We start from the raw sequence: 13,320 nt of genomic DNA, 5'->3' as shown, positions 1-13,320 counted from the left end.
CCTCCTCGCCGACGACTCCTCCGCAGGCCGGCTCATCCTCCTCCTGACCGATGGCGACAACCTCGGCGGCGACGTCGCCGCAGTCGCCGAGAGCATCCGCGCCTCCGGCGTCGAGCTCCTCGTTGCCGGCGTCGGCACCCCGGATGGCGGCATCGTCCCCGCCGTTGACCCGCTGACCGGCCGCGTCAGCCCCCGCCTCGATGCCGCCGGCAGCCGATCGTCTCCCGCCTCGATGAGCCGTTCCTCCGCGCCCTCGCTGCCGCCGCGGGCGGCCGCTACCTGGGCACCAACCTCGTCGTCGTTCCCGGCGTCGTCGAAGGCCGCATCCGCGCACTCGAGCGCACCCGCCTCGACGAGCGCACCACTACCCTCCCCGTCGAGCGGTTCCAGCTCTTCGCCGGCGCTGCCCTCGCCGCCGTCCTCCTGGGCACCTTGGTCGAACGCTTCCGCCCCCGCCGTCCCGCCCATCTCCTCCCTGCCGCTGCCGCGCTGGCCCTGCTCCTCGCAGGCTGCGCTTCCCCGGCCTACCAGGCGAACGAACGCGGCCGCGCGGCCCTCGAGGCCGGCGACCCCGAAACCGCCATCGAGGCCTTCCTTGAAGCACAGGTCGAGCGCCCGAGTGACCCCGATATCGCCCTCAACCTCGCCGCCGCCTACCACGCCGCCGGCCGCTACGAAGACGCCATCCGCAACGCCCGGCGCGCCCTCGAATCCAACGACCCGGAAATCCGCCGGCGCGCCTTCGCCAGTATCGGCCACCACCAGTTCGAAGCCGGCCGTCTGCCCGAGGCCCTCTCCGCTTTCCGCGACGCCCTCATCATCGACCCCTCCGACGACGCCTCCCGCCATGACTTCGAGGTCGTACTCGCCTCCTCTACCCGCCCGAGCCGGCGCCGACGCCGACACCCCGGCGACCCCTCACCCGCCCCCGGGCAGTCACCCACACCCAATGGGCCGCCGGGACACCCTCCCCGGGTGCCGGGGGCACACCCGGTCCCGGCCAGGGCACCCCCCTGCCCGGCCAGGGCGGCCAAACCCCGCAGCCGGCGCCACGCCCCAGCCCACCCCGGGCCAGGACGGGACTCCAGTGCCCGGCTCCGGCGGCACGCCCGGCCCGACCATCGCCCAGCTCAACCGCCAGATCGAGGCCATCGACCGCGAAGTGCAGCGGCTCCTGCTCCAGGCCGGCGAGCAGCCAACCCCCGCCCAGGCGCTCCGCATCCTCGAACTCCTCGCCGAGCGCAGCCGCCTTGCCCAGCTCCGCGATGCCCTCGCCGGCCGGCCCGGCACCGACTATTGACGTTCGGTCCCAGGCTCTCCCGCCCTTCGACCCCTCCCCGCAACGCCGCCCGCGGTGACCATGGCCACCGCAGGGCCCTGGCGGCCATGCCGTACACTCCATCCATGCGCGCAGTCTTCGTGATGATCAAGACCGACCCGGGCACACCACGGCCGTCGCCAACCGTGTCGCCGAAGTGCCCTCCTTCTCCGAGTGCTACAGCATCACCGGCCAGTACGACCTCCTGGCCAAAGCTCTACGTCGACGACATCGACAGCATCGGCCGCGTCATCGAACGCGACATCCACGCCATCCCCCACGTCCGCGAAACCTACACCATCCTCACCTTCGAAGCCTTCGGAGTGCGCTGACCTGTGACCTTCGCCGGCTGGACGCTCGACCCCCTCTGGCTCCCGGCCGCCATCCTCGTCCTCGCGGCCTACGCCCGCGCATGGCGGGCCGCCGCCGGCGCCCACTCCCCATGGCGCGCTGCCGCCTTTGCCGCCGGTGTCGCGGTCGTCCTGGCCGTCGCCGTGACCCCCATCGAGCACCTCGGCAACCGGGTCCTCTGGATCAACTTCCTCGGGTTCCTCCTGCTCACCATGGTCGCGCCGCCCTCCTGCTCCTCGGCGCGCCCCTCACCCTCGCCTTCCGCGTCGCCTCCCCCGCCGGCCGTCGCCGCCTCCGCGCCCTCTACCGGAGCCGCCTCGCCGCCGTCCTCACCTTCCCCGTCTTCACCTGGCTCCTCTTCGCCGTCCTCACCTACCTCTGGCAGTTCACGCGCCTCACCGACCTCGCTGCCGAGCACGGGCTCCTCCGCGATTTCCAGCTCGCCTCGCTCCTCCTCACCGGCCTCCTCTTTTGGATGCCCGCACTCGCCATCGACCCGCTCGCTGGCGCCTCCCCTACCCCCTCCGCGCCCTCTACGTCTTCGTCGAAATGACCCATAAGGCCCTCTTCGGCGGCATGTTCCTCAGCATGAACACCGCCATGCACAGCGGCTTCGCCGCCCGCGCCCCCGGTTGGGCCCCCGACCCGATCACCGACCAGCGCATCGCCATCATGATCCTCTGGCTCGCCGGCAACATCATCTTCGTGGCTGCCCTGGCCGCCATCGTCGTCGGCTGGATCCGCTACGAAGCGCGCAACCAGCGCCGCATCGACCGCCGCCTCGCGCTCCAGCGTGAAGTCGAACGCCGCCGCCGCGCCGCCCTCGAACAGGTTTTCCACCGCCCCATCTGACCGGGCCGCGCTACCGGAAGTTCCCGAACTTCAGCTCAATCCCCCAGTCCTGCGCCTTCACGTCCCGGATCACCTGCTGCAGTTCGTCCCGGCTCGGCGAACTCACCCGCACCGCATCCCCCTGGATCTGCGCCTGCGCCTTCTTGTACTTCTGCTCCTTGATGAACTTCACAATCTTCCGCGCAATCTCCTGCTCAATCCCCTGCACGATCGTCACCTCCTGCCGCAGCGTCCCGCCCGAGGCCTTCTGCGGCGTCCCCCGCACCAGGTTCTTCAGCGGTACGTTCCGCGCCACCATCCGCTGCGCCACCACCTGCCACATCGCCTCCAGCTTGTAGTCGTCCTGCGCGTGCAGCACGAACCGGTTCGTCCCGTGCTCGTAGTCGATCTCGGCGACCACCCCCTTGAAGTCGAACCGCGTCCCAATCTCCTTCCGCGCCTGGTTGATCGCGTTCGCTACTTCCTGGAGGTCCGCGCCCGTCGTGATGTCGAAACTCTCGTCCTTCGCCATGCCCACGAGCGTACCCCCGCCCCCCGCCAACGCGCACCCCACCCCCTCCCTCCCTCCCGCCGGATTCGTGTAGAGTACGTCCAATACCGTTTGGCCAGCCGGCCAAAACTCGCCCTTACCGGAGCCCGCCATGCACGTCGACCCCGACCGCGCCCGCCAGCTTCGCGCCGAGTACGACGAGGCCGTCCTGCGCGAAGGCAAAGAGCTCGCCGGCCCCTTCATGACCGTCTCCGGCCGCCCTATCAACCGCGTCTACGACCCGACCGACACCGCGGATCTCGACTACGAACGCGACATCAACCTCCCCGGCAACTACCCCTTCACCCGCGGCATCCACCGCACCGGCTACCGCGGCAAGCCCTGGACCATCCGCATGTTCAGCGGCTTCGGCTCCGTCGAAGAGACCAACCAGCGGTACAAGGACCTCCTCGCTGCCGGCAACAACGGCCTCTCCATCGCCTTCGATATGCCCACCCTCATGGGCTACGACCACGATGACCCCTGGGCCGAAGGCGAATTCGGCGCCTGCGGCGTCGCCGTCGACCACCTCGGCGACATGGAGATCCTCCTCGAGGGCATCCCCCTCGACAAAATCACCACCTCCATGACCATCAACAGCCCGGCGCCCGTCGTCTGGGCCCTCTTCATCGCTGCCGCCGAAAAGCGCGGCATCCCCCGCGCGAAGCTCGCCGGCACCCTCCAGAACGACATCCTCAAGGAGTACATCGCCCAGAACGAGTTCATCTACCCGCCGGCCGAATCGATGCGTCTCGTTACCGACACCATCGAGTTCGCATCGAAGGAGATGCCCCTCTGGAACCCCATCTCCGTCTCCGGCTACCACATCCGCGAAGCCGGCGCCACGGCAGCCCAGGAGCTCGCCTTCACCCTCGCCGACGGTATCGAGTACGTGAAGTGGGCCCTCGCCCGCGGCCTCGATATCGATAGCTTCGCACCCCGGATCTCCTTCTTCTTCAACGCCCACAACGACTTCTTCGAAGAAATCGCCAAGTACCGCGCCGCACGCCGCATCTGGGCCCGCCAGATGCGCGAACGCTTCGGCGCGAAGAACCCGCGCTCCTGGGTCCTCCGCTTCCATACCCAGACCGCCGGAGTCTCCCTCACTGAACAGCAGCCCGAGGTCAACCTCATCCGCGTCGCCATCCAGGCGCTCGCAGCCGTCCTCGGCGGCACCCAGTCGCTCCACACCGACGCCATGGACGAAGCGATCGCCCTCCCCTCCGACAAAGCCGCCCGCCTCGCCGTCCGCACCCAGCAGGTCATCCTCCACGAGACCGGCGTCATCAACACCGTCGACCCGCTCGGCGGCTCCTGGTTCGTCGAACGGCTCACCGCCGATATCGAACGCGACGCCCTCGACTACATCGAAAAGATCGAAGCGCTCGGCGGCGTCATCCCTGCCATCGAATCCGGCTACCTCCAGAAGGAAATCGCTGACGCCTCCGCCCGCTTCCAGCGCGAAGTCGACACCCGCGACCGCATCATCGTCGGGGTCAACGAGTACGTCCTCGACGAACCGAAAGAGATCCCCATCCTCCGCATGGACCCCGAGGGCGAGAAGCGCCACCTCGCCCGCCTCAAGAAGCACCGCGCCGAGCGAGACCCCGACCGCTGGGCCGCCGCCATGCAGGCCCTCGAAAACGCCAGCCGCGACCCCAGGGCGAACACCATGCCCTACATCCTCGATGCCGTGAACGCCGGGGCAACCGTCGGCGAGGTCTGCAACATGTGGCGCCGCGTCTTCGGCGAATACCGGGAGCACGTGGTGGTGTAATCTTTCCGGTCGATGCCCCGCGCCCACATCGCGCGCCGCACGAGCGTCTTCAGCGAATCGGTCATCCGCGAGATGACCCGCCTCGCCATGCTCCACGGCGCCATGAACCTCGCCCAGGGCTACCCCGATTTCCCGGCACCCGCGTTCATCAAACAGGCCGCCGTCGACGCCATCAACGCCGACATCAACCAGTACGCCATCACCTGGGGCTCACCCCGCCTCCGCCGCGCCATCGCCGAAAAAACCCGCCGATTCTACGGCCTCGACATCGACCCCGACCGCGAGGTCACCGTCACCTGCGGCGCCACCGAGGCGATGATGTGCGCCATGCTCGCCGTCGTCGAGGACGGCGACGAGGTCATCGTCTTCGAGCCCTTCTACGAGAACTACGTGCCCGATGCCGCCATGTCCGGCGCGCGCCTCGTCTTCGTCACCCTCCGCGGCGAAAACTTCTCCTTCGACCCCGGCGAGCTCCGCCGGGCCTTCTCGCCGCGCACCCGCGCCATCATCGTCAACACGCCGAACAACCCCAGCGGCAAGGTCTTCTCCCGCGCCGAACTCGAGCAGATCGCCGCCCTCTGCCAGGAATTCGACACCCTCTGCATCACCGACGAAATCTACGAGCACATCCTCTACGACGGCCGCGAGCACATCCCCATCGCCACGCTGCCGGGCATGTACCAGCGGACCATCACCATTAGCGGCCTCTCCAAGACCTTCTCTGTCACCGGCTGGCGGCTCGGCTACCTCATAGCCCCGCCGCACCTCACCGACGCGCTCCGCAAGGTGCACGACTTCCTCACTGTCGGCGCCCCCGCTCCGCTCCAGGAAGCTGCCGCCGTCGCCATCGAACAGGCCGATGCGTACTACCCCGAACTCCGCGAGATGTACGCCGCCAAGCGCGCCATCCTCCTCGACGCGCTCCGCGCAGCCGGCTTCGCCTGCCACCAGCCCGAGGGCGCCTACTACATCATGGCCGACTTCTCTGCCCTCGGGTTCGACGGCGACGACACCGCCTTCGCCCACCACCTCATCCGCGATATCGGCGTCGCCCCCGTCCCCGGCTCCAGCTTCTACCGCCCCGGCAGCGACGCCGGCAGCCGGATGGTCCGCTTCACCTTCTCCAAGTCCGACGAGACGCTCCGCGAGGCAGCCCGCCGGCTCGCCAGCCGCTAGCCCTACGGCATCAGCACCACCGGCACGTGCACAATCTTCGTGTCAGAACCGTCTTTCGCGCTCTGCTGGTAGATGCGCAGGCACCCCGGCGTCGGCGCCGACACCGTGAACGTCAGCTGCACACTGAACGGCGAGAGCACCTGCCCCTGCTGGGCCATCCCCACCACGTGCGCCAGCTGGTTCTGCTGCGCGTCCAGCAGCTGCGCCTGGAAGGTCGCCTCGAACGCCTCGACCATACCCGTCACCGTGAGCGGGCTCGTCACGCTCGCGTTCGGGGCCGGCTGCGTCACGACGGCGACGGTCGCCGGGGCCGGGTCCGGGTTCGGCGGGCACATCCCGGTTAGCGCGGGCGTCGGGCTGGGTGCCGGCGCCGTCGGCGTAGGCTGGGCCGGGCCGGTCGGCGCGGCCGTCGCCGGTGCGGCGGTGGCCGTTCCCGCCGCCGGCGGAGCCGGCTCGTCCTTGTCGCTGCAGGCACCCAGCAGCGCGACGCCGCCGAGCGCCAGCGCCACAAGCGAAACCCGTGCAACCCGGTACCAGGGCATCGTTCCTCCTCCATAGAGGCGCACTGGAGCGCCGTTTCTGCAGGTACGACCGGCAGACCGCCACGAATCTTACGCCCGCTGATCCGGCGTGCGCTGCGTCGCCGACGCTGCTTCAGGGGTTAGATGCCGAACGCCATCCCCTGCGCGCCCTTGATGGCGTTCACCTCTCCGAGGTGCATGAAGCTGTGCGTCATCACCACCTGCCGCAGCACCTTCCACTTCGGCATCTCGCCCAGCGGGCGAATCGGCTGGATCGCCTCAAGGTCCTCCAGCGGCACGTTCTTGATGAACTCCAGCGTCACCTCTTTCACGCGCTGGTTGTACTCCCGGAGCGGCGCCACCTGCACCTGCAGCTTCCGCGCTTCCTCCAGCGACATCCCCGTCCCCTGCCCAACAGGCGGCAGCCCAAGCCGCTCGGCAAACCCTTCCGACATCCACACCGTCGGCTTCCGCCCCTGCAGCACGAAGTTGACGATATCGTCCTGCGTGCGGAGCGCGTGCCACGCATTGAACCCAATGCTTACCGTGTTGCCCGGCAGCAGCCAGTTCGCCTGCTCGTCGGTCAGGTTCTTCAGCGCGTCCTCCCACCAGCTGTTCACCTGCTCGATGCCATCGATCAGCAGTTCACGAATCCCGGTCATGCAATCCTCCCTTGGCCACAGTCGTTGCGCGTGCCCCGGGAGTCTATACCCGTCGGTAAGTTTCTTCAAACAACGGATTCGGGCAGCCGCAGGTCCTCCGGCGTCAGCAGCCGTCGCTCGCCCCGCCGCGCCAGGTCCGCGTGCCGCACCAGTGCGTATAGCGCCTCCATCCGCGGCACCTGAACGGCCAGCTCCCGCGCCCGGCGCACCGGGTTCCCCAGGATCGCCTCCGCCTCCAGCGGCCGCCCGAGCACCAAGTCGATCACCATGCTCGTCCGGTAGTCCGCCATCGCTTCCGTCTGGGCGAACATCCGCCGCACCACATCCTCCTCGTCCAGCCGCGCCTCGCTCCCGGCTGCCGCGAGGTCGGCATTCCCGGCCCGGACCACCTCCCGCATCGCACCCTCGGCGAACGCGCGCAGCTCCCGGTCCTCGAGAATCGTCCGCGTGCCGATCCCGCCGCCCGCCACGCTCAGCCCGTTGAACGGCACATTCCAGCAGAGCTTTTCCCACCGTGCGTATCGCAGGTTCGGCGCGATGACCGTCTCGATGCCCGCGCCCCGGAATAGCTCGGCCAGCAGCGCGGTCTCCGCCGGGTCATCTTCGAGGTGCCCCACCGACACGCGCCCGTATTCGAGGTGATGGATGACGCCCGGCTCGCCCCGGTTGATGCAGACAAACGCCATCGCCCCGAAGATCCGCCGCGCCGGGAACCGCTCCGCCAGCCGCTGCTCGTTCCCCAGCCCGTTCATCAGCGCCGCAATCCGCGTCTCCGGCCCGGCGCAGGGCGCAATCAGGTCTGCCGCCTCGTCGATCGCCGTTGCCTTCAGCGCACAGATCACCCAGTCCGCCGTCCCGAGTTCGGCCGGGTCGCGGAACGCCTGCACGTCCGGCAGGGTGAAATCCCCGTCCTTGCTGAAGACGCGCAGCCCCCGCGCCTTCCACGCCGCGTAGTCGCTCCGCACGAGGAACCGCACGTCGTGCCCCGCCAGCGCCAGCCGTCCGCCGTAGTAGCCGCCGACCGCGCCCGCACCGATAACAGCAATCCGCGCCACGCCCGAAGGATACCCGAGCCCGCGCCCGCGCGGCAGCTCTGGCTCCCCGACTCAGTCCGCCAGCTCGTGGAGCGCTGCCCGCACCTCCGCCGCCCGCTCGATCGCCTCCTCTGGCGTCGCCTGTGTCGTAATCAGGTTCACGTGCCGTGCGCCCCGCTCCACGAACGCCCAGATAAACTCCGCGACCTCACGCGCTGTCCCGAACGGCGTGTACCGCTCGAACCGCTCGAACGGCAGCCGGTAGGTCGCCTCCATTCCCCGCGCCACGAGCTCCCGCGCCGCAGCCCGGTCCGCCGCCACGCTCGTCCAGAACTGCATCCCGCCCTCCACCGCGCCCGGGTCCCGCCCGGCCTCCTCCGCGAAGGCCCCCACCCGCTCCATCGCCTCCCCGAACCGCTCCGGCGTCAGCCAGATGCCGGTGTACCCATCGCCCAGCCGGCCCGCCCGCCGCAGCGCCGCCTCGCTCCTCCCGCCCACGAAGATCGGCACCGGCCGGAATGGCTTCGGGTAGACCGTCACCTCCTCGAGCGTGAAGTGCCGCCCCCGGAACGTCACGCCGTCCTCCGTCCACAGCCGCCGCAGGATCGCGATCGCCTCGTTCGCCCGCGCGCCGCGCGTCCGCGGGTCTACCCCGCAGCTCCAGAACTCGTGCGGGTCCTCCCCGCCCACGCCGATTCCCAGCGTGAACCGCCCCATGCTCAGCTGGTCCAGCTGCGCCACCTGCAGCGCCACCGGCACCGGGTGCCGAAGCGGCAGCAGGTACACCGCCGTCTTCAGGTCGATCCGCTCCGTCACTGCCGCCGCCGCCGTCAGCGTCACCAGCCCGTCATTCCCAAAGCCGTAGAACGTCACATGGTCGCCCGCCACCAGTCCGTCGATGCCGAGCGCCTCCGCCCGCCGGGCCGCTTCGAGCACCATCTCGCCCGTCGTTCCCGTGCGGATATCCCATCCCCGCAGCATCACCGAAACGTGCGGCGCCTCCATGGCCCCACATCATAGGCCGCCCGGCGCTTTCCGCGTTCACCCGCATCTGGGATAGTCCCTCCAGAAATCCACAAACTGCCCGGAGCACCCATGTCCCACGGCCCCGCTCGCTCACCCATGATCTTCGACCGCGCCTTCCTCACCGATGTCGAAGGCGTCACCGAGCTCATCTTCGTCCGCCACGGCGAACAGTTCGTCCCCGACCCGCGCAACGGCCCCGTCGGCGATACCTTCGACCCGCCCCTCAGCGAGCGCGGCCGCCAGCAGGCCGACGCCGTCGCCGCCCGCCTCTCCGTCGACCGGGTCGACGCCGTCTACACCAGCCCCCTGCAGCGCGCCCTCGAAACCGGCCGCGCCATCGCCCGCCACCACCGCCTCGAGCCCATCGTCGTCCACGACCTCCGCGAAGTCGAAATCTTCCGCGATATCCCGCCCGAGAAGTCCGCCCTCGAATTCCTCGGGCGCGACCTCCTCCTCGGCATCCGCGAGCGGATGCTCCGCGAGCGCAAGTGGGACGTCTACCCCTACTCCGAGTCCTCGTTCGAATTCCGCAAGCGCACCGTCAACGCCGTCGAAGCCATCATCGCCGGCAACCAGGGTAAGCGCGTCGTCATCGCCTGCCACGGCGGCGTCATCAACGCCTACATCGGGCACATCATCGCCAGCCCCTACGACATGTTCTTCCGCCCCGCCCACGCCTCCATCTCCGTCGTCTTCGCCGGCGAAGGCGTCCGCGCACTCCAGTCGCTGAACGACGTCCACCATCTCCGCACGGGCGAGTGGAACCTCGTCAGCCACTGACCCCGGCGCACAGCGCTGGCCCGGGATAGAATCCGCCCACCCGCATCCTGTTCCGGAGGTTCCTGTGCCCATCGCCGATTTCTCCCTCGCCGGCAAGGTCGCCATCGTCACCGGCGGCAGCCGCGGCATCGGCCGCTCCATCGCTATCGCCCTCGCCGAGGCCGGTGCCGACGTCTGCGTCGCCGCCCGCAAGCCCGAATCGCTCGAGGAGACCGTCGCCGCCATCCGCGCCACCGGCCGCCGCGGCATCGCCGTCCCCACCAACGTCCGCGACATGGCCGCCCTCGAAAACCTCGTGGCCGAGACCAAGCGCCAGCTCGGCCGCATCGACATCCTCGTCAACAACGCCGCCACCAACCCCGTCTTCGGCCCCGTCGCGAACCTCGACGAGCGCGCCTGGGACACCGTCATGAACACCAACGTCAAATCCGTGTTCTTCCTCAGCAAGCTCGTCCGCCAGGCGATTCTCGAGCACGGCCAGGGCGGCTCCATCATCAACGTCAGCTCAACCGGCGGCTTCCGCGCCTCCACCGGCCTCGGCGCCTACTCCGTCTCCAAGGCCGCCATCATCATGCTCACCCAGGTCTGCGCCAAGGAGTGGGGCGCCGATGGCATCCGCGTGAACTGCATCGCCCCCGGCCTCATCCGCACCGAGTTCTCCCGCGCCCTCTGGGAGAACGAAGCCATCCTCAAGAATTCCGTCCAAACCTCCGCCCTGAAGCGCATCGGCGAGCCCGATGAGATGGCCGGCGCCGTCGTCTACTTCGCCAGCCCCGCCAGCTCCTTCACCACCGGGCAAACGCTCATCCTCGATGGCGGCGCCCTCGCCTGACGCCCCATGACCGACATGCTCGTGCGGCTGTACGACCTCCCGCCCGCCGGGCCGGTCCTCGAACGGCTCGCACCGGCCGGCATTGTCTGCCGCCGCCCCGAGGCCTACGAACGCTCTGCCGTCCTCGCCTTCGTCCGCGCCCACTTCCCAGGATGGGTCGATGAAACCGAGGTCGCGCTCGCACGCAGCCCCGCGACCTGTTTCGTCGCCCAGCGCGGGGCCGAACTCCTCGGCTTCGCCTGCTTCCACGCCACCCGGCCGAACTTTTTCGGCCCAACCGGCGTCGCCGAAGTCGAGCGTGGCCGCGGCATCGGCACCGCCCTCCTGCTCCTCGCCCTGCACGCCATGGCCGCCGAGGGGTACGCCTACGCCGTCATCGGCAGCGTTGGGCCGGCCGCCTTCTACGAACGTACTGTCGGCGCATTCGCTATCCCCGGCAGCGACCCCGGCATCTATCGCAACCGCCTCGACAGGCCTGCACCCTAGCCCGCCCGGCGCACCCGGGAGACAGCCGGTTACAGCTCGTTTAACGAACGTCGCAGACCGTACGGCGCCCGCCGCGGCCTTCCGACACTCCCGGTGAGGTTTTCGCAAAGGAGCGCCGACGACCGATGCCGCCACTCGGCCCCCTCGCCGCAACGCTCTCCGCCGCCGCCGCCCGGCGCGCCGTGCGCCACGTCCTCGAAACCGGCGCTGTCCGCACCCTCTGCCAGCCGATCGGCTCCCTCTCCACCGGCGACATCCTCGGCTACGAGGCCCTCTCCCGCCCCGAAGCCCCGGCCCCGCTCGATGCCCCCCAGGAGTTCCTCGCCGCTGCCAGCGCCTGCAACCTCCTCGAGCAGGTCGACCACGCCTGGCGGCTCGCCGCCGTCGCCCGCCTCGGCAGGCTCCTCGCCCACGAACAGCTCCTCTTCCTCAACTGCACGCCGACGGCCCTCACCTCCGGCCTCCTCGGGCCCGCCTCGTTCCAGTCCATCGTCCGCCGCCACGGCCTCCAGCCTGAGCGCGTCGTCCTCGAAATCACCGAAGAACGCGCCATCAGCGACTTCGACCAGATGCGCCGCATCGTCAGCGCCTTCCGCACCGCCGGCTTCCTCTTCGCCATCGATGACGCCGGCGCCGGCCCCTCCAGCCTCCAGTCCATCGTCGAACTCCGCCCCGACTTCATCAAGCTCGACCGCTGGCTCGCCCGCGACATCGAGTTCGACCGCGGCCGCCGCTCCATGGTCGAGGCCATCTGCACCTTCGCCCGCCAGGTCGGCGCCCGCGTCGTCGCCGAAGGCATCGAAACCCGCGAGCAGCTCGCCGCATTCGTCGAGCTCGGCGCCGACTTCGGCCAGGGATACTTCCTCGGCCGGCCGGAAGCGCTCCCGTGCCCCGTCGGCCCCGACGCCCGCCTTGCCATTCACCGCGCCAATCGCCAGCGCCGCGAAGCACCCGTCGTCACCCGCGTCGGCGACCTCGTCACCATCACCCCAACCGTCAACGCCGAAACCCCCGGCGCGCGCCTCATGGACCACTTCGCCCGCAATCGCCACCTCGAAGCGGTTATTGTCCTCGATGGCAGCCAGGTCGAAGGTATCGTCACCCGTGGCCGCATCTTCGAACGGATGTCCGGCCAGTTCGGCCTCCCCCTCAACGGGCGCCGCCCCGCCGCCGAGCTCTGCGTTCCCGCCACCTGCGTCGATGCGTCCGTCTCCCCTCGCGTCGCCGCACGCGCCGCCCTCGAGCGTGCCGCACCCTTCCAGCAGGACCCGCTCGTCATCCTCGACGGCACTGCCCTCGCCGGTATCGTCCGCGTCCACGAATTGCTCCAGGCCGTCCTCGCCGAAGAGGTCGCCGAAGCCCGCCACCTCAACCCCCTCACCGGCCTCCCGGGCAACCGCCGCATCCGCGAGCACCTCGAGCGCCTCCGCACCGACCCCGCCGGCTGGTACGTCTTCTACGCCGACCTCGACCGCTTCAAGCTCTTCAACGACGCCTGCGGGTTCGCCCACGGCGATGCCGCTATCTATGAACTCTCCCGCATCCTCGTCGATGCCGCCAACGCCGGCCGCCACGACGCCTTCGTTGGCCACGTCGGCGGCGACGATTTCATCCTCGTCCTCCACCAGGACGATCTCGAACCGTTCCGCGCCGCCTGCTACCGGGTCCTCAGCCGGCCGCGCTGGTTCGACCCCGACGGCAAACTCCCGGCCGACATCTCCCTCACCGTCTCCATCGCCGGCTGCCCCCTCGACCGCCTCGCCCACCTCGAATACGCCGAGCTGGCCGCCATCCTCGCCAATGCCAAGCGGCTCGTAAAGCACGCCGGCGGCAATACCTTCCACATCTTCGAAGATCTCGCCCCTTCCCCCGCCGGTGCACAATCCGATGCCGAAGCTGCCTGACGCCGCGCTGGCCCCTCGATCGAACCGGGAGTAGACTGGATTCGAGTCCGAACACCGAACGGCCCCGCGCCG

12 protein-coding genes and 3 pseudogenes are annotated in these 13,320 nt (G+C 69.6%); 9 read left to right on the top strand and 6 right to left on the bottom strand.

Translation table 11 applies throughout. The annotated features are described in order from the left end of the window. Nucleotides 1-468 (bottom strand): annotated as a pseudogene (locus tag A9A59_RS14500) (hypothetical protein); the annotation flags it as partial. Between A9A59_RS14500 and A9A59_RS14495 the strand changes: the two are divergent. From A9A59_RS14495 to A9A59_RS14490, 3 genes and pseudogenes are all read left to right on the top strand, one after another. Continuing rightward, nucleotides 433-774 (top strand): annotated as a pseudogene (locus tag A9A59_RS14495) (tetratricopeptide repeat protein); the annotation flags it as partial. The pseudogenes A9A59_RS14500 and A9A59_RS14495 sit on opposite strands and share 36 nt — an antisense overlap. A gap of 313 nt (nt 775-1,087) precedes the next feature. Next, entirely contained in the window at nt 1,088-1,300 is a 213-nt protein-coding gene (locus A9A59_RS13825) for a hypothetical protein (protein WP_133117635.1), read from the top strand. 353 nt (nt 1,301-1,653) lie between these two features. Continuing rightward, nucleotides 1,654-2,521 (top strand): annotated as a pseudogene (locus tag A9A59_RS14490) (cytochrome c oxidase assembly protein). A 10-nt stretch (nt 2,522-2,531) separates the two neighbouring features. Here A9A59_RS14490 and A9A59_RS13395 read toward each other — a convergent pair. Continuing rightward, entirely contained in the window at nt 2,532-3,032 is a 501-nt protein-coding gene (locus A9A59_RS13395) for a YajQ family cyclic di-GMP-binding protein (protein ID WP_098502319.1), read from the bottom strand. 130 nt (nt 3,033-3,162) lie between these two features. On the opposite strand from A9A59_RS13395, the gene A9A59_RS13390 reads away from it, so the two are divergent. Both A9A59_RS13390 and A9A59_RS13385 read left to right on the top strand, forming a co-directional pair. Then, nucleotides 3,163-4,827: an acyl-CoA mutase large subunit family protein gene (locus tag A9A59_RS13390; protein ID WP_098504748.1), complete on the top strand. Its 1,665-nt coding sequence runs from the start codon at nt 3,163-3,165 to the stop codon at nt 4,825-4,827. Between the two features lie 12 nt (nt 4,828-4,839). Beyond that, nucleotides 4,840-6,003, top strand: a complete 1,164-nt coding sequence (locus A9A59_RS13385; protein WP_098504747.1) for a pyridoxal phosphate-dependent aminotransferase — start codon at nt 4,840-4,842, stop codon at nt 6,001-6,003. 2 nt (nt 6,004-6,005) lie between these two features. On the opposite strand, the gene A9A59_RS13380 is transcribed toward A9A59_RS13385, so the two are convergent. From A9A59_RS13380 to A9A59_RS13365, 4 genes are all read right to left on the bottom strand, one after another. Next, nucleotides 6,006-6,545 carry a Gmad2 immunoglobulin-like domain-containing protein gene (locus tag A9A59_RS13380; RefSeq protein WP_106427082.1) on the bottom strand — a complete coding sequence of 180 codons (540 nt, stop codon included), beginning with the start codon at nt 6,543-6,545 and terminating at the stop codon, nt 6,006-6,008. A gap of 119 nt (nt 6,546-6,664) precedes the next feature. Beyond that, complete coding sequence (locus A9A59_RS13375; RefSeq protein WP_098504745.1) at nt 6,665-7,186, bottom strand: DinB family protein; 522 nt, start codon at nt 7,184-7,186, stop codon at nt 6,665-6,667. A gap of 65 nt (nt 7,187-7,251) precedes the next feature. Beyond that, nucleotides 7,252-8,241 (bottom strand): 2-dehydropantoate 2-reductase, encoded by a 990-nt coding sequence (locus A9A59_RS13370; RefSeq protein WP_165772743.1) that lies wholly within the window; start codon nt 8,239-8,241, stop codon nt 7,252-7,254. 51 nt (nt 8,242-8,292) lie between these two features. Next, nucleotides 8,293-9,225 (bottom strand): LLM class flavin-dependent oxidoreductase, encoded by a 933-nt coding sequence (locus tag A9A59_RS13365; RefSeq protein ID WP_098504743.1) that lies wholly within the window; start codon nt 9,223-9,225, stop codon nt 8,293-8,295. A 90-nt stretch (nt 9,226-9,315) separates the two neighbouring features. Between A9A59_RS13365 and A9A59_RS13360 the strand changes: the two genes are divergently transcribed. From A9A59_RS13360 to A9A59_RS13345, 4 genes are all read left to right on the top strand, one after another. Next, complete coding sequence (locus tag A9A59_RS13360) at nt 9,316-10,026, top strand: histidine phosphatase family protein (RefSeq protein ID WP_098504742.1); 711 nt, start codon at nt 9,316-9,318, stop codon at nt 10,024-10,026. A gap of 64 nt (nt 10,027-10,090) precedes the next feature. Further along, nucleotides 10,091-10,858, top strand: coding sequence for an SDR family NAD(P)-dependent oxidoreductase (locus A9A59_RS13355; protein ID WP_098504741.1), 768 nt, complete (start codon nt 10,091-10,093; stop codon nt 10,856-10,858). A gap of 6 nt (nt 10,859-10,864) precedes the next feature. Continuing rightward, nucleotides 10,865-11,344, top strand: coding sequence for a GNAT family N-acetyltransferase (locus A9A59_RS13350; protein ID WP_098504740.1), 480 nt, complete (start codon nt 10,865-10,867; stop codon nt 11,342-11,344). A gap of 125 nt (nt 11,345-11,469) precedes the next feature. Continuing rightward, nucleotides 11,470-13,248 (top strand): bifunctional diguanylate cyclase/phosphodiesterase, encoded by a 1,779-nt coding sequence (locus A9A59_RS13345; protein ID WP_098504739.1) that lies wholly within the window; start codon nt 11,470-11,472, stop codon nt 13,246-13,248. Nucleotides 13,249-13,320: the final 72 nt, after the last annotated feature.

The organism is Tepidiforma thermophila, assembly GCF_002563855.1.
In the GTDB taxonomy this organism is placed as follows: Bacteria; Chloroflexota; Dehalococcoidia; order Tepidiformales; family Tepidiformaceae; genus Tepidiforma; species Tepidiforma thermophila.
The sequence above is the reverse complement of the archived record's forward strand: the minus strand, read 5'-3'. Positions and strand labels throughout refer to the sequence as shown.